Origin of the sequence: Desulfobaculum xiamenense, assembly GCF_011927665.1 — a bacterium.
Taxonomy (GTDB): domain Bacteria; phylum Desulfobacterota; class Desulfovibrionia; order Desulfovibrionales; family Desulfovibrionaceae; genus Desulfobaculum; species Desulfobaculum xiamenense.
Genome location: NZ_JAATJA010000001.1, coordinates 969810 through 993636, shown reverse-complemented (window position 1 = coordinate 993636; position 23827 = coordinate 969810). Strand labels below are relative to the sequence as shown.

Below are 23827 nucleotides of genomic sequence, written 5' to 3'. Positions count from 1 at the left end.
CGCGCAGGACGGGAAAGTCGAAAATGCCGTGAGCGGCGCAGAGATTCCGGGGCGCTCCGGTTTTGTGTTGGCTTGATTGAGTAGTCTAAAAAAAATAGAGCGTGTCGGGCGTTAGCCGTCGGAACGCACGGAAATGTTATGCTTTTTGATCTTGGCCCACAGATTCTTGGGGGTGAGGCCGAGCAACGCTGCTGCCTCGGTCTGCACGCCGCCGGTCTGGCGCAGCGCCTTGACGATGAGGCCCCGTTCGTACTGGGCGACGGCCTGCTTGAGGTCCACGGCGCCCCGGACGGGTTCTCCGGCAGCCGAGCCGAGGGCCTGACGGATGTCGCGCTCGTCGATGGTGCCGGAACTGGCGGAAATGGCCGCGCCTTCGAGCACGTTGGCCAGTTGGCGGACATTGCCCGGCCAACTGTAATCGCACATGAAGGCCATGGCCGAGGGGGTCACGCCGTCGATGCGCAGGCCGAGTTCCGCGCGCAGCCGACGCATGAAGTGTTCGACAAGCAGTGGGACGTCCTCGAGACGTTCGCGAAGCGGCGGGAGGCGGATGGCGGCGACGTTGAGGCGGTAGAACAGGTCCGGCCGGAATTCCTTGGCGTGGATGCGGTCTTCGAGGTTCTGGTTCGTGGCGGCGATGATGCGCACGTCCACGTCGAGCGGGCGGGAACCGCCGAGGCGTTCTACCTGCTTGAGTTCCACCGCACGCAGGAGCTTGGGCTGGATGGAGAGCGGCATGTCGCCGATTTCGTCGAGGAGGATGGTGCCGCCGCGCGCCAGTTCGAATTTGCCCGCCTGCGCCGTGGATGCGCCGGTAAACGCGCCGCGCTCGTGCCCGAAGAGTTCGTTCTCGAAAAGGTGCTCGGGAATGGCCGCGCAGTTGACCTTGATGTACGGGCCAGCCGCGCGCGACGACAGGGCGCGGATGGTTTCCGCGGCGAGTTCCTTGCCCGTGCCGGATTCCCCGGTGATGAGCACGGTGGAGTCGAGGGGCGCGATGCGTTCGATGCGCGAAACGACCTCGGCCACGGCGTGGCTTTCGCCGATGATGCGCCGCGATGGGCCTTCTCCGCGCAGGGATTCCCGCAGGCTGTGCACTTCGTCCTGCAAACGGCGCTTTTCGAAGGCGCGGCGGATGACGATTTCCAGTTCCTTCAGACTGAAGGGCTTGGAAAAAAAGTCGTAGGCACCGAGGCGTACGGCTTCCAGCGCCATCTCCTTGCTGGAGAAGGCGGTCATGACGATGATGTCCGCCCCGCGTCCGGCCTTGAGCAGGCGCGGCAGTGCCTCGACGCCGGACATGCCCGGCAGCTTCACGTCCGTGAGGATGAGGGCGACGCGCTCGTCTTCAAGGCGTTTGATGCCATCCTCGGCCGAGCTTGCGGCGCACACGCCGTAGCCCCGGCTTTCGAGGGCTTCGGCCAGCATGCCGCGGAATGCGGAATCGTCTTCGATGATGAGGATGTTGTCGCGGGATGTGCTCATTGTGCGCGAGTGTACATCGCGCCGATACCGTTGACAATCCGGGTGCGCATCACTTCTGCGCAATGGCGGCGCAAGGTGGCGTGCGGCTCGGAATGCCCGTCTCCAAATGATATTCCAAGATTTAATCAAACGATTGACTAACAGTGATGATAGTCATAGATTCTGGAAGGTTGAGTGCGGATATGCCGTGCTCGAAACGGAAAACGGAGCGGATGCGAATGTCGGGAAGAAGGGGAACGGCCCGCGACAAAACCACGGCGCGCGGCGAGGCCACGCGTCAGCTTTTGCTGGATGAGGGCGGACGGCTTTTCGCTCGCAAGGGATACGATGGAGTCAGCACGAGGGACATTGCCGCAGCCAGCGGGGTGAACCTTGCGTCCATCGCGTATCACTTTGGCGGAAAGGCTGGCCTGTACCACGCGGTGCTGGAGGACATATTCGAGAACATGGAGCGCGCGGGTCGGCCGCTGGTGGCCACCGCGCTCGCCGGAGTGGCTGATGCGCGTGGCGATGCCGACGAGCTGGCGCGGGTGACGTGGCGCTTCGTCCACGATTTTCTCGCGTGGTCGCTCGGCAACAGCCGGAACTTCTGGGCCGTGGATTTCCTTCAGCGCGAGGTGATGCGCGGTTCGGACACCATGGAGCGCTTTTACGCCTCGGTCGTCGGCCCCGTGTACGAGGCGGGAAGCGAGCTGTGCGCTGCGGCGCATAATGGTGTCCTGTCACACGAGGAACGCGCCCTGCGCGGGCATGCGCTGGTGAGCATGTGCATGGGCTTCGTGCGCGGGCAGCGTGTGGTGCTCAAGCGTACCGGTTGGGAGACTTTCACGCCGCAGCGCGTGGCGGTCACCGCGCGCGGGGTGGCGGACGCCGCCCTGCGCATGCTGGGGCTGCCGCCGGTGGATCCGGCCTTTGTTGAAATGGTCGAATGCGGTGGTATCGCGGAGGAACGGGCATGAAAGGCATATTGAGAATCCCTGGACGGACGGGGGGGAATTTTGTGCGGGTGGCCGTCTGGCTCGTGGTGGCGTGCCTTTGGCTGGCTGCCGTTGATGTGGCCGTTGCGCTGGCCGCGCCGCACCGGGTGGTTGTCGGCGTGGTGCGCGATGGCGCGTCGCCGTTGGCGGAAGAGGTGCTGACGCGGGTGCGCGAGGAATTCGCTCTGTTGACCGGGGACGAGTGGGAGGTGGTCTGGAAATCTCCGGACAGCTTCAGTGCGCACTGGGATGTCCGGCAGGCGGGTGCCGCGCTCGACGCGGCTCTTGCCGATCCCGAGACGGACGTGGTCTTCAGCCTCGGCATTCTGCCCACGCAGGCCGCCACGTTTGGTGAGCGCAGGCTCGGCAAGCCCGTGGTGGGCGGACCGTTCATCGACGAGGAATCGCTTCGTCTGCCGTACGACATGAATCGCTCTACGCGCCGCAACCTGACCTACATCGTCATTCCGGGGCGGGTGAATCGCGACCTGACGAGTTTCAAGGACATTGCGCCGTTCGATACGCTGACGGTGCTGGTGGATGCCGCTTACGCAACGGGGCTGACAGCCTTCGACGACGTCGTCGTCCGCTACGAGCGGCTCCTCGGCATTCGCGTGCGTGTGATTCCCGTCACCGACGACGTGGACGCCGCCCTCGCCGCACTCGGCGACGGTGTACAGGCCGTGTATCTGACGCCGCTCATGCGGCTTGCCGACGAGGCGCGGGACCGGCTGGTGCGTGGGCTTGCCGACCGGCGCATTCCTTCATTCTCCTTCATAGGGCAGCCCGACGTGGAGCGGGGCATTCTGGCCGGGCGTTCCAGCTTTTCGGGAACGCATCTTGCGCGGCGCATCGCCCTCAACCTGCGCGACATCCTCGCCGGGGCCTCGCCCAATGACCTCCCGGTCATCCTGCCCGAGGAGGAGCGGCTGTACATCAACATGGTCACCGCGCGGGAGATCGGATTTTCCCCCAAGTACGAGACACTGCTCACGGCCGACCTCATCGGGGTGGAGCAGGCCGCGCCGGGGGGGCGCCAACTGGGGCTTGAGGATGCTATGCGCATCGCGGCCTCGGAGAATCTCGACCTTGCGGTCAAGGACGCGGAAGTGGCTGGGGCGGAACAGGACCGTTTGCTGGCCCGCAGCACCCTGCTGCCGCAGGTCGGCGCATCCATCGACTACATGCAGATGGATCAGGACCGGGCCGTGGCCTCGCGCGGGCTGTATCCGTGGGACGTGACCACGGCGGGCGTGAGCCTCACCCAGATGCTTTTCGACGATGCCGCCATTGCCCGCTTCAGGGCCGCAGGGCGAGGACTCGAAGCCGAGCGGCTGGCGCGCGAGAGCGTGCGCCTCGACGTGATGCACACTGCCGGGCGGCGCTATCTGGGCTATCTCTCGGCGGAGGCGCTCCTGCACATTGAGCGCGAGAATTACCGCCTCATCTGCGACAATCTGGAAATGGCCCGCGTACGGCGCTCCGCCGGGGTGTCCGGTCCCGAGGAGGTCTACCGCTGGGAGGCCGCGCAGGCCGAGAGCAAGGCCCGCACCATCGCCCGCAGGGCGGACGTGCGCTCCGCGCTGACGGCATTGAATCAGGCCCTGAACCGCCCGACGGACGCCCAGTGGGTGACCAGTCCGGTCTCCGCCGCCGAGGCGCGAAGGGCGCTTTTTGGCGTGGAGGCGTCCCTCATCGGCGGAACCCTTGAGCAGATCGAACGCATTTCCGCCGAAGCCGAAGCGCTTGCCGCGTCCCGGCCCGCGGTTGCCGCTCTGGACAGCCTCGTCGAGGCGCAGGGTCTTGTCCTTGCGCAGAAGCGCCGGACACGCTGGGTGCCGACGCTGTCGGCCTCCGCTGGATACGCGCATCAGGTGGACAAGCATCAGGCCGGAGCGGTCATCGTGCAGGACCCCGATCCGTCCGAGGACGCGTGGACCGTGAATCTCAAGGCGAGTCTGCCGCTGTTTGCGGGCGGTGCGCTCACTCATGACGCGCGCCGGGCCGAGGCGGAACTGGAGCGGCTCGACGCCACGCGGCGGCGGCTGATTCAGTTGGCCGGGCAGCAGGCGCGCACCGTGGTCAGCAATATGACCCGCTCGTACCCGAACATGGAACTGACGGCGCTGGCCGCGGACCGGGCGCGTCGCAATCTTGAAGTCATCCGCGACAAGTACGCTCGCGGTGCGGTGTCGATTCTGGATTTGCTGGATGCGCAGAATCAGTCCCGCGTGCAGGAGCAGGCAGCGGTCATCGCGATCTATGCCTATCTGGGCGACGTGCTGGATTTCCAGCGGTCGGTCGGCTGGTTTGAACTGGACAGGACGCCGGAGCAGAAGCGGGACTTTCTCGCCCGCCTCGGCGTTGGACCCAAGGAGTAGAGCCTCAATGCGATTTCTTCGGACATGTTGCGCGGCATGCGTTGTCGCGCTGTGCGTGGCGGTGGCTGGCTGCGGCAACGGTGAGACCGAGCGCAAAACCGTGGTGCGGCCCGTGGTCACCGTGACGGTGCCGGACCCGGAAACCGGGCGGCAACGGGCGTTTCCCGGTACGGCGCGCGCCGCCATTGAGACGCGGTTGAGCTTTCGTGTTCCCGGCGAGATAGAGGAACTTCCCGCACGCATCGGCATGCGGGTGCGCAAGGGGGACCTCGTGGCGCGGCTGGACCCTACGGACTACCGCTTGCAGGTGGGACGGGCCGAGGCCGCCACGGCGCAGGCCGAGGCCGCGTTGGCGCAGGCGCGGGCGGACTGGGAGCGTACGCGCGCCCTGTACGAGGTGGGCAATACCTCCCGGCGCGATCTCGACCGCGCCCGTGCGCAGTTCGATGCCTCCGAGGCGTCGCTCAAGGCCTCGCGCCGTCAGCTTGAACTTGCGCGGCAGCAGCTCAAGTATACGGTATTGAGCGCTCCCGTGGACGGCGCGCTGGCCGAGGTGCCGGTGGACGTGCATCAGACCGTTGCCGCCGGGCAGCCCGTGGCGCTTCTGACCGCTGGCGACAGGATGCAGGTGGAGGTGGGCATTCCCGATTCGCTCATCACCAGCGTCCACGCTGGGGACAAGGTGACGGTGCGTTTCGATGCCCTGCCGGGTGAGGACTTCCCTGGAGCGGTGATAGAGGTGGGTGTGGAATCCCGTGCGGTGTCCACCTATCCTGTGAAGGTGGCGCTGGAGCAGGCCTCGCCGCATGTGCGCGCGGGCATGTCCGGCGAGGCTGTGTTTTCCTTCGACCTGCGTGAAACGACCATGCTGGTGCCGCCGGTGGCGGTGGCCGGACGCAGTGGCGGCGAGCGCTACGTGTGGATAGCCGATCCTGAAGCCGGGACGGTGTCGCGCCGCGACGTGACGGTGGGGCAGCTGACCTCGCGCGGGCTGGAGGTGCTGTCGGGGCTGCGGCCCGGTGAGCGGCTGGTGGTGCGCGGCGTGAACAGCCTTGTGGAGGGGCAGCGTGTTCGCGTCATGGACATGCCTTCCGAGGAGGCCGCGCAGTGAACATCGCGCAATGGTGCCTGAAGAACGATCGGACCGCGATCACGCTTCTGGTGCTGGTCGCGCTGGCGGGCATCCTGTCCGGCGTGACCATGTCCAAGCAGGAGGACCCGGACTTCACCATCCGCGCCGCGCTGGTGGTGACCGTTTTTCCGGGAGCGTCGCCCCAGCGCGTGGAGGAACTGGTTTCCGACAAGCTGGAGGAGCGCATCCGCGAGATTCCCGAGGTGGACAAACTCACCTCGCAGTCCATGACCGGCGTGTCCGTCATTCAGGTCGATTTCCATGACGGCATTCGCAACATGGAACCCCTGTGGCGCAAGCTGCGCGACAAGGTGGCCGATGCCACACCGTCGCTGCCGGAGGGCTGCCGTCCGCCCGTGGTCAACGACGAGTTCGGCGACGTGTACGGCATCTGCATCGCGCTCACGGGGGACGGCTACACCTATCGCGAGCTCAAGGACGCAGCGGACACGACCCGTGACGAACTGCTCAAGCTCGACCTCGTTGGCAAGGTGAACCTGTGGGGTGTGCAGGACGAGCGCGTCTACGTGGACTTTTCCAATGCCCGCGTGGCGTCGCTCGGCGTATCGCCCTTCGCGCTGGCTCGCGTGATCGACGCGCAGAATACCATCAAGCCCAGCGGGCACGCCAAGGTCGGCCCGGAGCGCGTGGTCATCGAACCCACGGGCGAGTTCACGTCTGTGGATGATCTCAAGGGCCTGACCCTGCGCCTGCCTGGCCAGCCCACAGGCATTGCCCTGTCGGACATCGCCACGGTGACGCGCGGCTTCGTCGATCCGCCGTCGAAGATGGTGCGCTACAACGGCCAACCGGCGATTCTGCTCGCCGTATCCATGGCCAAGGGCGGCAACATCCTCGAACTCGGGCGCGACGTCACGGCGCGGCTTGATGCGCTTCAGGAAACGCTCCCTGTGGGGCTCGACTTCCACACGGCGCTCAATCAGCCGGATTACGTGCGGCTGGCGCTGTCGGACTTCGGCGTGAACCTCCTCGAATCCTTCGTGTTCGTGGTGGTGGTCATGCTGGCCTTCGCCGGACTGCGTACCGGACTGGTGGCAGGAATGCTGGTGCCCATGGCCATGCTGGCCTGTCTGGCGGTGATGCCCGCCTTCGGTGTGGGCTTGCAGCGCATGTCCATCGCCTCGCTCATCATCTCGCTGGGCATTCTCGTGGACAACGGCGTGGTGGTCAGCGAGAACATCCTCGTGCGGCTGGCCTCCGGGCAGGAGCGCGGGCGCGCCGTGACCGAGGCGGTGCGGGAATTGTGGATGCCGCTTCTGGCGGCGTCGCTCACCACCATCTTCGCTTTTCTGCCCATTCCCTTTGCCCCGTCCAAGACCGGCGAATATACCTTCTCGCTGTTCGTGGTCATCTCCTGCACGCTTCTCGCGTCATGGCTGCTGTCGCTGACCATGGTGCCCATGCTGTCCTATCATCTGCTGCGGCCCCGGCGCAGGGTGCAGACCTTCGACAGTCCGCTGTACCGCATGTACCGCGCGAGCCTCGTGTGGGCGCTGGCGCATCGCGTGCACTTTCTTGTCGTCGTCGTGGCCGTGTGCGCGGCGAGCGTGTGGGGATTTCGCTTCGTGCCGAAGATATTCTTCCCCACCAATGAGCGGAACCAGTTCCTGATCGACTTCTGGCAGCCCTACGGATCGGACATTCGCACCACGGCCGGACGCGCCGCGCGGCTGGAGAAGCTGCTGCGTGACGATGCCGAGGTGCGCGACGTTTTGACCTTCGTGGGGGCCAGCGGTCCTCGCTGGTATCTGCCGCTGCATCTGGAGGAGAGTTCGCCGAACTATGCCGCCCTTGTCGTGCGCACCACGGACATCGCCGCGGCGAAGCGGGTGATGCCCCGCGTACAGGAGCTTCTGGACGCCAACTTCCCGGACTGTCGGCATTCCGTGAAGGAGCTTGTCTACGGACCGCCCGTTGGCGCGCCCGTGCAGGTGCGCATCTCCGGGCCGGATATCGCCACGCTTTATGCCCTGCGCGACCGCGTGGCTGGCGTGCTGGACGAGACGCAGGGCGTGGTTTCCGTGTGGGACGACTGGGGCGAGTGGACCAAGAAGCTCGTGGTGGACGTCAATCAGGAGCAGGCGCGGCGTGCCGGGCTGTCCAGCGCGGACGTGGCGCTGTCGCTCCAGACGCACATGTCCGGTCTTGCCGCGTCCACCTATCGCGAGGGCGACGAGAGCATTCCCATCGTGCTGCGCTCCGAGGAGGCCATTCGAGAGAACCTCGGGCGGCTGGAGGGGCTCAACGTCTATTCCTTCTCCGGGGGGGGCAGCGTGCCGCTCATGCAGGTGGCTCGCACCAGCCTGACGTGGGAGCCGTCGGACATCCGCAGGCGCAACGGCGCGCGTACTATCACCGTCAAGGCCGACATCGAGGGACGTTTCGCCTCGCAGGTGCTGGCCGACGTGCAGCCCCGCATCCGCGAACTCATGGCTTCGTCGGATTGGCCCACGGGCTATTACGTCGAATACGGTGGCGAGCAGGAGGAGAGCGGCCAGTCCGAGGAAGCCATCGTCCAGAACCTGCCGCTGGCCATGGGGCTTCTGGTGCTGGTGCTCGTCGGGCAGTTCAATTCCATCCGGCGGCCGATCATCATCATGCTGACCGTCCCGCCGATGATGGTGGGCATCACGTGGGGCATGCTGGCCACCAGCGCGCCCTTCGGCTTCATGGCTATGCTCGGCATGATCAGCCTGCTCGGCATCATCGTGAACAACGCCATCATGCTCATCGACCAGATAGAGATCCTGCGTGCGTCGGGAATGGAAGCGCGCGACGCCATCGTGGTCGGCGCGCTCAAGCGGGCGCGGCCGATCCTCATGACCACCATCACCACCATCATCGGCATGGTGCCCCTGTCGTTACAGGGGGGCGAGCTGTGGCGGCCCATGGCCAACTGCATCATGTCCGGACTGGCGTTCGCCACGCTGCTGACGCTGCTCCTGTGCCCTGTGCTGTATTCCCTCGCCTTTGGGCTGCGTTTTCGCGGCTGGCGGTGGAATCCGCAGGTGCTGTCCGCGCCGGACGAAGCGGCGCGCTAGACATTGAAAGCATGTCGGCCCGCCTCCTCCGCAGGAGGCGGGCCGACTTCGTTTTGTGTGACGGCGGAGCCTTTAGGCTGAGCCGAGCTTCGACTCCACGGCGGCGAGCAGTACGCCCATGTCCGCCAGCGGCTTGATGAAGACGTCGTTGCTCGTCATGCCGATGTCCTTGAGTTCCGATGGGAGCTTGAAATTCGTTGAGCCGGTGTGGATGAGGAAATGGGTGTGCGGGCTCTTGGCGTGGGCGTGGAGGATGAATTCGCTGCCTGCCATGCCGGGCAGGCGCATGTCGATGATGCCCAGCGCGATTTCCCCTGTGGCGATGATGGCCAGTCCCTTTTCGCCGTCGGATGCGGTGCGCACCTCGAAACCCTCGTCTTCGAAGAAGGCTTCGAGGTTTTCGCGGACCATCTGCTCGTCGTCCAGAATGAGTATGATGTGGGAATCGGCCATGACATTCCCTATTCGAGCGGCAGCCAGATGATGAACGTCGTGCCCCTGCCGGGTTCGGAGGTGACGTCGAATCGGCCGCCATGGTTGTTCGTGATGATGAAATATGACACCGAAAGCCCAAGTCCCGTGCCCACGCCGACGGTTTTCGTGGTGAAGAACGGTTCGAAGACGCGTTTCCTCGTCTTCTCCTCGATGCCGGGACCGTTGTCCTCCACCTCTATGCGGGCCATGCCGTGTTCTCTCATCGTACGTAGCGTGATGCGGGGCTGGTCCTCGCGTTGCCCACGGATTTCGCTCATGGCCTGCGCTGCGTTCTTGATGAGGTTGAAGAGCACCTGCTCGATTTCCGAAGCGATGCACGGCACTGGCGGAAGCTCGGGATCGTATTCGCGCACGATGAGCGTATCACGAAAATCATAGCGCTTCTTGAGGTCGTAGTCATTCTCCGCGAGTTCGACGGTGCGGTCGATCAGTTGACCAAGGTCCTCGCCGGTGGCGCGCGATTCGCTCATGCGGCTGAAGTTCAGCATGTTCCGCACGATGCGGGCCGCGCGTTCGCCGGACTCGCGGATGCCGTCGAGGAAGCGCAGTATCTTTCTTTTTTCCATGAATTGGCGCATGGCGTCAATTTCGCAGCCGCATTCGTGCGCCGCGGCCACGTTGGCGGGCAGGTCCGCCGAAAGTCTGCGCTGGATGTTCTGCACGCCCTGCAGAATGGCCCCCAGCGGGTTGTTGATCTCGTGCGCCATTCCTGCGGCCAGCCCGCCGACACTCATCATCTTTTCAGTCTGGATCATCATTTCCTCAAGGCGGACGCGGCTTGAGACGTCGTCCACGCGGATGACCGCTCCCATGACGTCGTTCACGATCAGCGGATAGATGAGCACGTCGGCGTGGATATCCTCGCCGCCGAATCCGGGCAGTTGGACCTTTTCCTCCAGCACCGGTTCCCGCGCGAGCATGGCACCGGTGACGGACGTCATGAACGGGGCGAAGGCGGGCCAGCACTCGGCTAGCGGGCGGCCAAGCGCCTCGCTCTTCGACACTCCGGTCAGCCGCTCGGCGTGCGAGTTCCAATGGGTCACGCTGCCTGTCGTGTCCACGCCGACGATGAGCGAAGGCATGGAATTGACGATGTTGTCGAGGTAGCCGCGCGTCTGCCGCAGTTCCTCCTCCGCTCGCTTGCGGTCGGTCACGTCGCGCACGCTGGCGAGGATGAGGTCGCGGTCCTCGATGCGGATGGGGCGCAGGTGAATTTCGCCGATGAAGGTTGAGCCGTCGGATGGGCGGCGGTTTGTCCATTCGAGCATGACGTCCTGCCCGTCGAGAACACGTTCCCAGTGTTCGGCGAGGGTTTCCACCGGCGCGTCCGGAGCGGAGAGATCCTGCGTGAAGGACGCCGCCAGCGCCTCTTCGCGCGAGAGGCGGAAGGTTTCGAGCATGCGGGTGTTCACGTCCACCACGATGCCGTCCGGCGTGTGGATGATGATGGCATCATGCACGCTGTTGAAGATGGTCAGGAGCGACTGCTCCGATTCGCGAAGCGATTTCTCCGCCCGGCTCAACTGGGCGATGCGCAGTTCCAGCACCTGAAGCGCTTCCTGAAGGCGGGTGGTCATGAAGTTGAATGATTGGGCGAGGATGCCGATCTCGTCCTTCTGGTGCACGTCGATGCGTCGGCTGTAGTCACCTTCGGCAATGGCGAGGGCCATGTCCTTGGCGAGGGTGATGGGACGCACGATGCGCGATGCCACAAGCCACATCACCGCCAGACCCGCCGACAGCAGCAGCAGCGAGATGCCGCCGAGCGTCCAGCCCCTCATTCGCGCTTCGTGATGGATGACGTCCCTCGGCAGGAGGACGCATACGTACCACGGTGCGCGGATTTTTCCGAATTCGATGGGGAGGTAGACCTCGAAGTTCCCGTCCTGGCCGTTGGGGACGACCCATGATTCACCAAGCCGGATGCGGTCGAACGTCGAGGTGTAGAAATCCGGGAGCAGGATGTTGGCGGGTTGGCCGAAGAGGTCCGGCCGTCTGGTGACGCCGGCGAGGATGCCGTTATCGGTGATGATGGAGATGGCTCCTCGCGCGTTCAGGAGCGAGGCGTCGTCTATCATGTTCTGGATGAAGCCGATGCTCAGATCGGCTCCGGCGGCACCCATGAACTTTCCGTAGACGATGATCGGGACGCAGATGCTCACCATGGATATCTGTGTGCCCCGCACGAGGTAGGTTTGCGGATCGAGGATGATGGGTTTTCGGTAGAGCTTCGTCAGCGAGTAGTAGTTGCCGCCCGGGGTGTCGTAATCGGTGCAGGGCTCCACATGGATGCCGCCCCAGCGGTTCCAGTAGGGCAGGAAGCGGCCTGTCGCATCGTGGCCCAAAGTGTCGCGGAACTGGGCATCGCGCCCGTCGAAGGCGTCCGGCTCCCAAATGCACCACACGCCGAGGAAGTCCGTGTGTTCTTCGAGGATGTTTCGAAGGACCGTGTTGGCGTTGTCCCTGTTGCGCGCAAGTCCGCCGAGTTGGGAGGATTCGAGCACCACGCCGAGGTTGATGGAGGTGGTGACCACCTCGCCGAGTCTGGTGCGAACGGCCGCCGCCGCGTGCTCGGCGGCGGAGCGGGCTTGCTCTATGCCGATGGACGATGCGTCGCGCCAGAACTGGATGCCCGTGTAGGCGCTCAAAATGACGGCCGTCGCGACGAGGCATGCTCCGAAGGAGAGCGCTATCTTCAGCTTGAGCGAATGGAGTGCGAACATCCTGCCTTCCCGCTGGCCATAGGGCGCGTTGGACGTGGCCGTGACGCGTGGCGCTGCGCTACGCGTCGGGCCGACCACGTTCATACAGGTTAGCAGAATATTTTCGGCAGGTGAACCGTGCCCCCGTGCGCGGTGGCGGTGGGGCCGGGGCGTCTAGGCGTCCTGCTCGCGCAGGAGCATTGCCCGCACGCAGCGCAATTGGTCGTAGGAGAATTCGCCTCCGAATGCCTCGTGAACCGGCGTCAGTCCGGGAATGCCTCGTGTCATGGCCTCACGGATGGACTGTGCCATGCGGGTGAGTCCAGCTTCGTCCACTCCGGCCGCCTGCGCGGCGTCGATGTCGCCGTGTTCCACGCAGGCGATGAGGTGCTTCCATACCGTTGCGGCGGAAAGGCCGCGTGCCTCGGTAACGGCGTCCACACTTCCGTTCTCGGTGAAGAGTCGGAGCGTTTCGCGGATGGTGGGCGTCAGGTCCTCTTTCGCCTGTGCCGCCGGGCGGACCGGGGCCTCGGGCGCGTCCGGCAGGTCATCGGGGCGGCCGTGTTCGGCCTCCCATGCGCGCAGGGCGTCGAGGAACGGCGTGGCGTAGGCCCGCAGTTTGGCCTGTCCCACGCCGTGAAGACCGGCCATGCCTTCGGTGTCCGTCGGGCGGAAGCGTACCATTTCGAGAAGTGAACGGTCCGGCAGAACGGCATAGGGCGGCACGCCCTGTTCCTTCGAGATGTCGTAGCGCAGTTGGCGCAGGCATTCGAAGAGATCGCGGGCTTCGGCCGTGGCGAGGGTGTCGTGCTCGTCCATGCGTGCGGCCTTGGAGCGCACGCGAGCGCGGCCCTTGGCGGCGATGGGGTCGCGGCGCAGAACCACTTCGCGTTCCCCGCGCAGAACGGTCCAACTGGCCTCGTTGAGCAGCAGGCTGCCGTAGCCTTCCATGTCCACCCGCAGCAGTCCCGCAGCGGCGAGTTGGCGGTACACGGACTGCCAGCCCTGCCTGTCGAGTTCAGTGCCGCAGCCGAAGGTTTTGAGTTCGTCGTGCCCCATGTTCTTCACGCGGGCAGTGGCGTGCCCCATGAGCACATCGGCCAGATGTCCCGCGCCGAAGCGCTGCCCCGTGCGAAAGATGCACGACAGCGCCTTCTGGGCGGCGATGGTGCCGTCCCACGTTTCCACGGGTTGGAGGCAGTTGTCGCAATTGTCGCAGCCGCCGGGGTGCTTTTCGCCGAAATAGCCAAGTAGCGCCGTGCGGCGGCAGGTGGCCGTTTCGCAGAAGCCGAGCATGGCTTCGAGTTTGCGGGCTTCCACGCGCTTGCGTTCGTCGCTGGCTCCGCCGGAGTCGAGCATCCGGCGCAGCAGGACCACGTCGGCGAGGCCATAGGCCATCCACGCGTCGGCGGGCAGACCGTCGCGGCCCGCGCGGCCGGTCTCCTGATGGTACGCCTCAAGACTCTTGGGCGGGTCGAGGTGTGCCACGAAACGGACGTTGGGCTTATCCACGCCCATGCCGAAGGCCACGGTGGCCACCATCACCAGCCCTTCCTCGCGCATGAAGCGCTCCTGGTTGTCGCGGCGCTCGTTTTGTGACAGGCCCGCGTGGTAGGGGAGCGAGGGGATGCCCTGCGCTTCGAGCCATGTGGCGGTTTCCTCCACCTTCTTTCGCGACATGCGGTAGACGATGCCCGCGTCGCCCTGATGGCGCTCGCGGATGAAGGACAAGAGCTGCCTGCGCGGGTGATCCTTGGGGACCACGGTGTAGGAGATGTTCGGGCGGTCGAAGCCAGCTGAAAAGACGCGGGCGTTGCCGAAGCCGAGCTGGCGGATGATGTCCGTCTGGGTGGGGCCGTCGGCCGTGGCGGTCAGCGCGATGCGCGGCACGCTCGGCCAGCGTTCGCCAAGGACGGAGAGCTGCGTGTACTCGGGGCGGAAGTCGTGTCCCCATTGCGACACGCAGTGCGCTTCGTCGATGGCGAACAGCGCCACGTCCACCGCCTGGAGCATCTGCATGAAGTGCGGCTGGAGCAGGCGCTCCGGCGCGACGTACACGAGGTCAAAATCGCCAGCAACCATGCGGCGTTCCGCTGCTGCGGCCTCCTGCGCGGGCAGGCTGGAATTGATGTAGGCCGCGCGAACGCCCATCTGCGTGAGTCCCTGCACCTGATCCTGCATGAGGGCGATGAGTGGGGAAACCACGATGCCCACCCCGGCGCGGACCATGGCCGGAATCTGGTAACACAGGGACTTGCCGCCGCCTGTCGGCATGAGCACTAGCGCGTCGCCCCCGGAGCAGACGTGGTCGATGATGGGCTGCTGAAGGCCCTGAAATTCGCGAAAACCGAAGGTTCCGCGCAGGATGTCGATGGGTGTGGCGTGCATTGTTCCTCCTGCGGCGCGGCCGCCACGGGGTGATACCCGAAAGCGGCCGCAAAGACAAAGCCGGGAAATCGGGCATTCATCGCCCCGAGGATGCATTGCGGCGCGGGGATGACTGGTCGGGATCAATGGACAAGTTCCGAGGATTCTCTTATGTCTGCCGTTCAACCCGAAAATTCGCATAGGGAGATACGCATGCAGAAGACCGTCTATTTCATCGAAGGCGACGGTATTGGTCCCGAGGTCTGGGCCGCAGGCCGCCCCGTGATCGATGCCGCCGTGGCCAAGGCATACGGTGGCGAGCGCCGTCTTGAATGGGTGCAACTGCTGGCTGGCGAGAAGGCTTTTGCCGAGACCGGGCAGTACCTGCCGCAGGCCACCATGGACGCCCTGCGCGGGGCGGAATTGGCCATGAAGGGTCCCCTGACCACGCCCGTGGGCAAGGGCTTCCGTAGCCTCAACGTCACGCTGCGCCAGACGCTGGACCTCTACGCCTGCATCCGCCCCGTGCGGCACTTCGAGGGCGTTGAGTCTCCGGTCAAGCGTCCCGAGGCCGTGGACATGGTCGTGTTCCGCGAGAACACCGAGGACGTGTACGCTGGCATCGAGTTCGCCTCCGGTTCTCCCGAGGCAAAGCGGCTCATCGCCTTCCTGCGTGATGAGCTTGGCGCGGATGTGGACCCTGCGGCTGGCGTGGGCGTGAAGCCCATCACCGAGCGTTGCTCCAAGCGGCTGGTGCGCAAGGCGATTCGCTTTGCCGTCGATGCCGGACGTCCCAGCGTGACCCTTGTCCACAAGGGCAACATCATGAAGTACACCGAGGGTGCTTTCCGGGCGTGGGGCTACGAGGTCGCCGCCGACGAGTTCGCGGACAACGTGATGACCGAAGACGAGGCCGCGACAGGCGGCAAGCCCGTGATCATCAAGGACCGCATCGCCGACGCCATGTTCCAGAACGCCCTCATGTATCCCGAGCAATACAGCGTGCTGGCCACCACGAATCTCAACGGCGATTATCTTTCCGACGCGCTGGCAGCGCAGGTCGGCGGGCTGGGACTCGCTCCCGGCGTGAACATGGGCGACACCCTCGCCTTCTTCGAGCCGACCCACGGCACCGCGCCCACCATTGCGGGCAAGGACAAGGCCAACCCCGGCAGCCTCATCCTCTCCGGCGCGATGATGCTTGAACATGCGGGCATGCCCGAGGCTGCGGCCCTCATTCACGCGGCCATGGATCGGGTCATCTCCTCGCGACGGGTTACCGTGGACCTCGCCTCCCAGATTGCGGACGCGCAGACCGTGGGCTGCAAGGCCTTCGGTGAGCTGCTCGGCGAGAATCTCTAGTTTTCCGTGTGGGCGGACCTTCCGCTCGCGATAGTGCAGAAGAAAAGGCGCGGCCGATTGGCCGCGCCTTTTTGTTATGGCGTCGTTTTGGGATGCTCACCCTACGGTGGCGAGGTGTCCCCGATGGGGAATGAGGGCGAGAAGGCGCGCGCCGAAGCCCTTGTGCCGTGGTGTGGCGTCCGGGTGGTTCGGGCTGGCATCCTTGAGCCTGTGCACATGCTCGCGCAGCAGCTTTTCCACGGCCGTGTGACCGTAGAAGACGGCCAGATAAAGCGCCGTGTATCCGTCCTCGTCGGTTGCGTCGATGCTTGCGCCATGCTCAAGGAGCATGCGTACCACCTCCGCGTGGCCCTCCATACTCGCCGTGACGAGCGGTGGCTCGTTGAAGGCGTTTCTGGCGTCTGGGTCGGCTCCGTTTGCGAGAAGCAGGCCGACGATTTCGGCGTGCCCCTCGTAGGCGGCGACGCACAGCGGGCTTTCGCCGTCGTCATTGAGGGCGTTGACCTTTGCGCCGGAAGCTATGGCTCGGGAGACCCCGGCGGGGTTCGCGTCGAGAATTGCGGTCATGAGCATGCCGAAGCGTGCGTTGTCATCGTGCATGGTCCCTCCCTTGCGAAAGGGTTGGAAGAGGGAAAGCCACTTCTTGTGTTATATCCGGAACCATGACCCTGAACAACCTGAATTCGGTGACGCTTCGGTGGCCGTTTCGCAACCTTCAGCCATTGCGGGACGTTTTCGCGTCGGGAGTGCCATATCCTCCTCCGCCCGGCGTTTCGATGCGTACCCTGTCCCCCACTTCGAGCGCGGCGTGGAATTTTCCGGGCATGACCTTCGCTTCGTCGTTTCGACGCAGGAGCATGTTGCAGCCCTGCGTGCCGGGATGGCCGCCCGCCAGCCCATAGGGTGCGGTGGCCCGGCGCTCGGAGAGGACGGTGATTTCGCAGGGCGAGAGGAGTTCTATCTCGCGGATCAGTCCGTCGCCGCCGTGGTGCGCGCCCTCGCCGCCGGTGCCCCTGCGGACTGAATACTCGTGGACCCGGAACGGGTAGGCGTATTCGAGGGCTTCCACCGGGGTGTTGAGGGTGTTGGTCATGTGCGAGTGCACGGCGTTTTCGCCGTCGGAATGGATGCCAGCCCCTGTGCCGCCAGCGAGGGTTTCGTAGTAGGCGAAGGGTGTTCCCGTGCGCATGTCGATGCCGCCGATGGCGGTGTTGTTCATGGTGCCCTGACTGGCGGCGGGAATGGCCGGAGCGCCGTCGCCGCCCGCCTGCGCCAGTGCGCCGAGAACCACGTCCACCACCCGCTGCGAGGTTTCCACGTTGCCGCCAGCCACAGCGGCCGGGGGCAGAGCGTCGAGGATGGAGCCGGGGCGCGTGATGACGGTGATGGGGCGCATGCATCCGGCGTTGGTCGGAATGTCCTTCCCGACGAGACAGCGGAAGACGTAGAGCACGCCCGAGATCGTGATGGACCGCACGGCGTTGACGCTGCCCTGTACCTGGTCGGCGCTGTCCGTGAAGTCGAGGGTGGCGGTGTCTTCGTTGATGGTGACGCGTACGGCGATACGTACGTTCGTCTCGCGCACGCCGTCGCCGTCCAGCACGTCCTCGAAGGCGTAGGTGCCGTCGGGCAGGGCGGCGATGGACGCGCGCATGACGCGCTCCGAGTAGTCGTTGAGGGCTTCGGCGTAGGTCGCCACCTGCGCGGGGCCGTATTTGGCCATGAGCTCGCCAAGTCGCCGCGTGCCGGTGATGTTGGCCATGATCTGCGCGGCAAAGTCGCCCTCGCGCTCGGCGGGGGTGCGCACGTTGTTCAGGATGAGGCGCATCAGCTCCGGGTCCACCGTGCCGCCGCGCACGATGCGCACCGGCGGGATGATGATGCCTTCCTGATGAATGGACGTGGACAGGGGCATGGAACCGGAAACCATGCCCCCCACGTCCGCGTGGTGCGCGCGGTTGGCCACGTAGAACGCCGGGGCGTCCTCGCCGTCCGCGAACACGGGCGCGACGATGGTGATGTCCGGCAGGTGGGTGCCGCCCTTGAAGGGATCGTTGAGCATGACCATGTCGCCGGGGGCGAGAGTGCAGTGCTCGATGGCCGCCTTCACGGACATGGGCATGGACCCGAGGTGTACCGGAATGTGTGCCGCCTGCGCCACCATGTCGCCGCGCGCGTCGAACACTGCGCAGGACAGGTCGCGCCGTTCCTTGATGTTGGGGGAGAAGGCGGTGCGCGTGAGCGTTACGCCCATCTCCTCGGCGATGGAGGAAAAGCGGTTTTTGAAGACTTCGAGCAGAATGGGATTCACAGTCGTCTGTGTCATTGGCTATCCGTAGTTTTTGGAGCAGAAGGCCAGAAGGAGCAGGACCGCCGTGCCGAGAACCGCGGCGAAGACCTCCTTGCGGAAGACGCCGTGGATGTCGGGGCGGGGCGCGCCGCAGGTGGGACAGGTGCGGGCGTCCGGCGGAACCAGCCGGTTGCAGTTGTCGCAACGCTTGAGCATGTCGCTTCCTCCCGGGGCCGCGTGGCGGTCCCTAGCCGTTGTCGATGTCCATGATGATGTTGCCGTGGGCGTCCACCCGCGCGGTGGCGAAGGGTGGAATGGTCGTCGTGGAACTGTACTCCACGAGGATGGCCGGGCCGGGCAACACGTTGCCGGGCCTTAACGCCTCGCGCGAGACGATGCGCGTTCTGCGCGACGTACCGCTGAACACCACGTCCTGTTCGCCGAGAATCGCTTCTGGCGTGATGTCCCGCACCATGTCGCCGCTGGCGGAAAGCTCCGGCTTCTGCGGTATGCCCCGTGCGCGCAGGCGGATGTTCACGATCTCCACCGTGCGGCCGGGGTTGCGATAGCCGTAGCTCCGCTCGTGCATGCGTTCGAAGCCTTCCACGAAGTCTTCGGAGAAGGGTACAATGATTTCGAAGGATTGTCCCTGATATCGCATGTCCAGAAAACGCTCGCAGGCGACGTCCGCGCCGGTGAAGCCCTCGCTCGCGAGGTCGGCGCGGCCCTGTTCCTCCAGTGGGGCGAAGAGTTTGGCGATCTCTGCCGCAGTGGAGTTGTGCTGGGTGCGCATGACGGTGAGGCTGTAGTCCTTGATGACGTCGGCCATGAGCATGCCCACCGCCGACAGGATGCCGGGATTCACCGGGATGAACACGCGCGGCATGTTCAGCAGGCGGGCGAGGAAGGCGCAGTGCATGCCGCCCGCGCCGCCGAAGGAAAACAGCGTGAATTCGCGCGGGTCGAAGCCGCGTTCCACGGAGATGACGCGGATGGCGCGCTCCATGTTCGTGTTGGCCACGTCGAGGATGCCCTCGGCGAGCTGTGTGGGGGTAAGGCCCGCCGCATCGGCCATTTCCTGCATCTTCGTCGCCACGCGTTTCGTGTCGAGGCGCATGTCGCCGCCGAGGAAGTGATCCGCCACCAGCCGGCCGAGGAAGAGGTTGGCGTCCGTGACGGTGATGCGCTCGCCCTTGCCGTAGCAGATGGGGCCGGGGTCTGCGCCCGCGCTCTCGGGGCCGACGGTGAGTGAACCGCCCTCGTCCAGCGCGGCGATGGAGCCGCCGCCCGCGCCCACGGTGTGGATGTCGATCATGGGTACCTTCACCGGATAGCCGGAGATGGTCGATTCCATGGTCAGTGGCAGGGTGGAGTCGAGCAGGGCGACATCGGACGACGTGCCGCCCATGTCGAAGGTGATGAGCTTGTCGAAGCTCGCGTTGCGGCCGATTTCCATGGCACCCACCGCGCCCCCGGCCGGACCGGAGAGGATGGTGCGCACGGATTCGCTCATGGCCGTTTCAACGGAAATGGAGCCGCCGTTGGACTGCATGACGCGCAGCGTGTTGCCCGCTGTGGCGTTCTTGAGGTCCGTCAGGTAGGCGCGCATTTTGGGCGAGACGTAGGCGTTGACCACCGTGGTGGAGGTGCGCTCGAACTCGCGGAATTCCGAGAGAATTTCGTGGGAGAGCGAGACCGGGACGTCGAGCCCTTCCAGCAGTTCGCGCATGCGCAGCTCGTGGCTGGGGTCGAGGAAGGAGAACAGCAGGCATACGGCCACGGACTGCGCGCCGGACTGGCGGATGGCGTCCACCGCCGCGCGGGCGGCAGTCTCGTTGAAGTCCTCTATGACGGAGCCGTCCGAGCCGATGCGTCCGCCCACGCCGAAGCGCAGGTCCGCGGGGACGATGGGGGGCTGGCGGCGGTAGGCGAGGTTATACAGTTCGGCCCGGTTCTGGCGGCCGATCTCGATGACATCCGTAAAACCAGTATTTCCGATGAGCGCCGTGCGCACGCCCTTGCGTTCGAGAATGGCATTCGTGGCCACGGTGGAGCCGTGCACGATCTGCATGGATGCGGGGGCGATGTCGCCGCCGCAGATATGGCGGATGCCCGCGATGACGGCTTCGGACGGGTTGCCCGGAGTGGACAGGCGCTTGTGCACCCCCCACCGGTCGCCGTCGCGGTAGATGAAGTCCGTGAAGGTTCCGCCGGTGTCTACACCGATGATGAGCATTGAATCCTCCGGTTTTTCCAACATTGTCAATGCTGATGGGCCGACAGGCCCCTCGTTCCAGGCGTGGGGAGCAAGATGCATTCCACGGCGAACGGGACGTGGCGTTGTCGCGCGGACGTTGGGGTGGCAACGGTTCGTCGCCCTTTGTCAAAATCGGAAAGCCGAATGACTATTGACTCGAAAGGACAATAATGTCAAAGAGCAAGGTGCTTTTATCAAATTTGTCAGGCTATTGGGTGGATCGCGGGTATGCTTTCGGCGTGGCGATTCCCATGGATGCAGGGCTGGTGCGACGGCGTGCGCTTTGTTCGCCGCGTGGCATGCTCCTTGCTCATGGGGAAACGGCCGGACGATGTCCGGCTGGAGCATCGCAACACTCCCTCGATCGGCAATCAGGGGGTCCCGCCACTCCCCGTGCGGTGACCCCCTGATCCTGCCTCAACAGGTTCATTCGCAAGGAGGCCTTCATGTTCGCACGGATACTGCTTGTCCTCTGTTTCTTCCTGCTTGCCGTTCCCGCCTCGGCCGAGACCGTCCGGATGAACTGCAACGCCATCTACGGACCCGGTAACTTCCATACCAAGGGTGCGGTCAACTTCGCGCAGAAGGCCGCCGAGTATACCTCGGGTGCCGTGGTCATCGAAGTGCACCCCGGCGGCAGCCTCGGCTTCAAAGGGCCTGAACTGCTCAAGGCCGTCAAGGACGGCACCGTGCCCATGTCCGACATCCTGATGGGCGTGGTGGCCGGAAGCGACGAAATCTTCGGCCTGTCCACCATTCCGCTCATCGTGAATTCCTACGACGAGGCCAAGGCCTACTACGACGCATGCCGTCCTTTCTACGACAAGGCCTGCGCCAAGTGGAACCAGAAGCTTCTCTACGCCGCGCCGTGGCCGTGCAGTGGCCTGTTCACCAAGGCCCCCTTCGAGGCGCTGGGCGACATCCATGGCCTCAAGATCCGCACCTACGACAAGAACGGCGCAGAATTCCTCAAGCGCGCGGGCGGTAGTCCCCAGTCGCTTCCGTGGGGCGAGGTCTATTCCGCGCTGTCCACCGGCCTCATCGATTCCGTGCTGACCTCCGCCGTGTCCGGCGTGGACGGCAAGTTCTGGGAAGTGCTCGGCCAATTCACCAAGGTCAATTACGCCTATCCTCTGAACATGCTTACCATCAACTTGGACTACTGGAACGCTCTCGACGCAGCGCAGCAGGAAGCTCTTCTTCGCGCCGCTGCTGAGACCGAGACCGAGCAGTGGGCCGCCTCGCGCAAGGCCGTCGAGGACTCCCTCGCCATCCTCGCCAAGCAGGGCATCGTGATCACCGACTTGAATCCCGCACTCTCCGACGATCTGCACCGCATTGCCGCGCAGATGCTCGACGAGTTCAAGAAGGGCGCGAAGAAGGGGTCCCTGTCCGCGCTGGCCGCCTACGGCAAATAGGCATCGTCATGTCCGAACGATTCGTGAGAATGGCGGAAGGTCTCTCCCTCGGGGGGGCCTTCCTTTCTGCCTTGTTCATGGGACTCATCGTCCTGCTCATCGTCGTGGAGATTACGCTGCGCACCGTCGCCGGGGCGTCCACCTTCGTGGCCAGCGAGTACAGCGGCTATTTCCTCGTGGCAGTGGTGGTACTGGGGTTGGCCTACACCCTTCGCGAGGAGGCGCACATCCGCATCACCCTCGTGCATTCGCGGCTGCCGCGCAGGTGGCGCAGACGGGTGGACGTGCTGGTCGGTCTGTCGTCCATGGTCATGACCGCCTTCATCCTCGTCTACGCGGTGCTCATGGTCTATGAGACGCGCGCCCTTGAGATGACCGCCGACACCATTTCCGAGACTCCCCTGTGGATTCCGCAGGTCGTCATTCCCGTCGGCCTTGTGCTGTTCCTGTTCCAGTTTGCGGCGTTCATTGCCGGGAGGGTGCGAAAATAATCTCCGATCCGCTTCTGCTGGCCGTCGTTCTCGTGGCGGTCATGATGCTTCTGCTCCTGTCCAGCAAGTGGATAGGCTTTTCCCTCATGGCCTCCGGCGTTGCCGGCATGCTGCTGTACAAGGTGAACCTGCCGCCGACCATATCCATATGGGACAAAATCGGCGACCTGATGGCCAATTCCGTCTGGAATACGCTCAATTCGTGGGCGCTGACCGCCTTGCCGCTGTTCATCCTTATGGGCGAGATACTCTATCGCACCGCCATATCCACGCGTCTGCTCAATGGCCTTGTACCGTGGCTCGCCAACGTGCCCGGGCGGCTGTATCACATCAACGTGGTGGCTTGTTCGCTGTTTGCCGCCGTGTCCGGTTCCAGCGCGGCGACCACCGCCACCGTTGGCAAGATCACCCTCGATGAACTCACGCGGCGCGGCTATCACAAGAGCCTCGCCATTGGCTCGCTCGCCGGGGCGGGAACCCTCGGATTCCTCATTCCGCCGAGCCTCATCATGATCATCTATGGCGTGCTGGCGGATGCCTCCATCGGGCAGCTGTTCATCGCGGGCATCGCCCCCGGCATCATGCTGGCTTGCATGTATTCCCTCTACATCGCTCTGCGGGCGCGGCTGGAGCCGGGGTGCGTTCCTGATCGGCGCGAGGAATACACGTGGGCCGATAGGATTGCGGCGCTGCGCGATCTCGGCCCGGTCTTTCTGCTCATCCTGCTGGTGCTGGGTGGCATCTACGCCGGATTGACCACGCCCACCGAGGCTGCGGCCATTGGCGTCGTCGGCGCGTTGGGGCTCGCTCTGTACTTCCGCAACCTCACGCTTCGCAATCTGCGCGCGGCGCTACTTTCCGCAGTGAAAACCAGCGCCATGATCTGCTTCATCATCGCCGGAGCGGCCTTCCTCTCGCAGGTGGTGGGGTTCGTGGGCATTGCGCGGGCTCTCAGCTCGTTCATCGCCTCGCTGGACCTGTCGCCGTACACGCTCATCTTCGTGCTCGGCCTCATGTATCTCTTCCTCGGCATGATTCTCGATGGTATATCCATTGTGGTCATGACTCTGCCCATCGTGCTACCCATCGTGCAGAGCGCAGGGTTCGAGACGCTGTGGTTCGGCATCTTTGTGGTGTTCATGGTGGAACTGTCGCAGATTACGCCGCCGGTGGGCTTTTCCATCTTCGTCATTCAGCACATCGCCCGCGAGGATGTGCAGACCATTCTCAAGGCGACATTTCCCTTCTTCTGTATCATGGTGTTCATGGTGGTGCTGGTGACGGCGTTTCCGGACATCGTCTTCTTTCTGCCTGAACGCATGATGTAGACCATGGGATAAGGCAAATGAAGGCGGCCCGGTTCTCGCGAACCGGGCCGCCTTTTGCGTTTGTGTTTAGTGTGAAGCGC

At 64.7% G+C, this 23827-nt stretch carries 16 protein-coding genes; 8 read left to right on the top strand and 8 right to left on the bottom strand.

The features are described 5' to 3' along the window. Positions 1-111: 111 nt before the first annotated feature. On the bottom strand, positions 112-1485 hold the full coding sequence (locus GGQ74_RS04490) for a sigma-54-dependent transcriptional regulator (RefSeq protein ID WP_167940320.1): 1374 nt from the start codon (positions 1483-1485) through the stop codon (positions 112-114). Positions 1486-1703: 218 nt separating this feature from the next. Here GGQ74_RS04490 and GGQ74_RS04485 point away from each other — a divergent pair, with 218 nt between their 5' ends. The 4 genes from GGQ74_RS04485 to GGQ74_RS04470 are packed head-to-tail and all read left to right on the top strand — an operon-like array spanning position 1704 to position 9037. After that, positions 1704-2444 (top strand): CerR family C-terminal domain-containing protein, encoded by a 741-nt coding sequence (locus GGQ74_RS04485; protein WP_167940319.1) that lies wholly within the window; start codon positions 1704-1706, stop codon positions 2442-2444. Next, positions 2441-4843 carry a TolC family protein gene (locus GGQ74_RS04480; protein WP_167940318.1) on the top strand — a complete coding sequence of 801 codons (2403 nt, stop codon included), beginning with the start codon at positions 2441-2443 and terminating at the stop codon, positions 4841-4843. The genes GGQ74_RS04485 and GGQ74_RS04480 overlap by 4 nt, the downstream gene beginning before the upstream one ends. Positions 4844-4850: 7 nt before the next feature. Beyond that, a complete protein-coding gene (locus GGQ74_RS04475; protein ID WP_167940317.1) occupies positions 4851-5954 on the top strand; it encodes an efflux RND transporter periplasmic adaptor subunit in 1104 nt (367 codons plus the stop codon). After that, on the top strand, positions 5951-9037 hold the full coding sequence (locus GGQ74_RS04470) for an efflux RND transporter permease subunit (RefSeq protein ID WP_167940316.1): 3087 nt from the start codon (positions 5951-5953) through the stop codon (positions 9035-9037). Before GGQ74_RS04475 ends, GGQ74_RS04470 begins: the two co-directional genes overlap by 4 nt. Positions 9038-9109: 72 nt before the next feature. Here the strand turns inward: GGQ74_RS04470 and GGQ74_RS04465 are convergent, their stop codons facing one another. From GGQ74_RS04465 to recQ, 3 genes are all read right to left on the bottom strand, one after another. After that, on the bottom strand, positions 9110-9490 hold the full coding sequence (locus GGQ74_RS04465) for a response regulator (RefSeq protein WP_167940315.1): 381 nt from the start codon (positions 9488-9490) through the stop codon (positions 9110-9112). Positions 9491-9498: 8 nt separating this feature from the next. Continuing rightward, complete coding sequence (locus tag GGQ74_RS04460) at positions 9499-12255, bottom strand: PAS domain S-box protein (protein WP_167940314.1); 2757 nt, start codon at positions 12253-12255, stop codon at positions 9499-9501. A gap of 153 nt (positions 12256-12408) precedes the next feature. Continuing rightward, positions 12409-14622: a DNA helicase RecQ gene (gene recQ, locus GGQ74_RS04455; RefSeq protein ID WP_167940313.1), complete on the bottom strand. Its 2214-nt coding sequence runs from the start codon at positions 14620-14622 to the stop codon at positions 12409-12411. Positions 14623-14772: 150 nt separating this feature from the next. On the opposite strand from recQ, the gene icd reads away from it, so the two are divergent. Further along, entirely contained in the window at positions 14773-15963 is a 1191-nt protein-coding gene (gene icd / locus GGQ74_RS04450; protein ID WP_209280069.1) for an NADP-dependent isocitrate dehydrogenase, read from the top strand. A 96-nt stretch (positions 15964-16059) separates the two neighbouring features. Here icd and GGQ74_RS04445 read toward each other — a convergent pair whose 3' ends face one another. The 4 genes from GGQ74_RS04445 to GGQ74_RS04430 form a co-directional block, all read right to left on the bottom strand. Then, positions 16060-16563: an ankyrin repeat domain-containing protein gene (locus tag GGQ74_RS04445; protein ID WP_167940311.1), complete on the bottom strand. Its 504-nt coding sequence runs from the start codon at positions 16561-16563 to the stop codon at positions 16060-16062. Between the two features lie 115 nt (positions 16564-16678). Beyond that, positions 16679-18289: a hydantoinase B/oxoprolinase family protein gene (locus GGQ74_RS04440; protein ID WP_167940310.1), complete on the bottom strand. Its 1611-nt coding sequence runs from the start codon at positions 18287-18289 to the stop codon at positions 16679-16681. A gap of 3 nt (positions 18290-18292) precedes the next feature. Beyond that, positions 18293-18469: a zinc-ribbon domain-containing protein gene (locus tag GGQ74_RS04435; protein ID WP_167940309.1), complete on the bottom strand. Its 177-nt coding sequence runs from the start codon at positions 18467-18469 to the stop codon at positions 18293-18295. 31 nt (positions 18470-18500) lie between these two features. Beyond that, a complete protein-coding gene (locus GGQ74_RS04430; protein WP_167940308.1) occupies positions 18501-20489 on the bottom strand; it encodes a hydantoinase/oxoprolinase family protein in 1989 nt (662 codons plus the stop codon). A gap of 467 nt (positions 20490-20956) precedes the next feature. Between GGQ74_RS04430 and GGQ74_RS04425 the strand changes: the two genes are divergently transcribed. From GGQ74_RS04425 to GGQ74_RS04415, 3 genes are read left to right on the top strand one after another with little or no spacing between them, the layout of a single operon-like run. Next, positions 20957-21928: a TRAP transporter substrate-binding protein gene (locus GGQ74_RS04425; protein ID WP_167940307.1), complete on the top strand. Its 972-nt coding sequence runs from the start codon at positions 20957-20959 to the stop codon at positions 21926-21928. A gap of 8 nt (positions 21929-21936) precedes the next feature. After that, positions 21937-22419, top strand: coding sequence for a TRAP transporter small permease subunit (locus GGQ74_RS04420; protein WP_167940306.1), 483 nt, complete (start codon positions 21937-21939; stop codon positions 22417-22419). Next, positions 22416-23747, top strand: coding sequence for a TRAP transporter large permease (locus GGQ74_RS04415; protein ID WP_167941006.1), 1332 nt, complete (start codon positions 22416-22418; stop codon positions 23745-23747). Before GGQ74_RS04420 ends, GGQ74_RS04415 begins: the two co-directional genes overlap by 4 nt. The last annotated feature ends 80 nt before the right edge of the window (positions 23748-23827 follow it).

What these genes read in the sequence shown, in the direction of transcription:
- GGQ74_RS04490 (WP_167940320.1), bottom strand. Translation starts at nt 1,485, where the DNA reads ATGAGCACATCCCGCGACAACATCCTCATCATCGAAGACGATTCCGCA.
- GGQ74_RS04485 (WP_167940319.1), top strand. Translation starts at nt 1,704, where the DNA reads ATGTCGGGAAGAAGGGGAACGGCCCGCGACAAAACCACGGCGCGCGGC.
- GGQ74_RS04480 (WP_167940318.1), top strand. Translation starts at nt 2,441, where the DNA reads ATGAAAGGCATATTGAGAATCCCTGGACGGACGGGGGGGAATTTTGTG.
- GGQ74_RS04475 (WP_167940317.1), top strand. Translation starts at nt 4,851, where the DNA reads ATGCGATTTCTTCGGACATGTTGCGCGGCATGCGTTGTCGCGCTGTGC.
- GGQ74_RS04465 (WP_167940315.1), bottom strand. Translation starts at nt 9,490, where the DNA reads ATGGCCGATTCCCACATCATACTCATTCTGGACGACGAGCAGATGGTC.
- GGQ74_RS04460 (WP_167940314.1), bottom strand. Translation starts at nt 12,255, where the DNA reads ATGTTCGCACTCCATTCGCTCAAGCTGAAGATAGCGCTCTCCTTCGGA.
- recQ (WP_167940313.1), bottom strand. Translation starts at nt 14,622, where the DNA reads ATGCACGCCACACCCATCGACATCCTGCGCGGAACCTTCGGTTTTCGC.
- icd (WP_209280069.1), top strand. Translation starts at nt 14,773, where the DNA reads ATGTCTGCCGTTCAACCCGAAAATTCGCATAGGGAGATACGCATGCAG.
- GGQ74_RS04445 (WP_167940311.1), bottom strand. Translation starts at nt 16,563, where the DNA reads ATGCACGATGACAACGCACGCTTCGGCATGCTCATGACCGCAATTCTC.
- GGQ74_RS04440 (WP_167940310.1), bottom strand. Translation starts at nt 18,289, where the DNA reads ATGACACAGACGACTGTGAATCCCATTCTGCTCGAAGTCTTCAAAAAC.
- GGQ74_RS04435 (WP_167940309.1), bottom strand. Translation starts at nt 18,469, where the DNA reads ATGCTCAAGCGTTGCGACAACTGCAACCGGCTGGTTCCGCCGGACGCC.
- GGQ74_RS04430 (WP_167940308.1), bottom strand. Translation starts at nt 20,489, where the DNA reads ATGCTCATCATCGGTGTAGACACCGGCGGAACCTTCACGGACTTCATC.
- GGQ74_RS04425 (WP_167940307.1), top strand. Translation starts at nt 20,957, where the DNA reads ATGTTCGCACGGATACTGCTTGTCCTCTGTTTCTTCCTGCTTGCCGTT.
- GGQ74_RS04420 (WP_167940306.1), top strand. Translation starts at nt 21,937, where the DNA reads ATGTCCGAACGATTCGTGAGAATGGCGGAAGGTCTCTCCCTCGGGGGG.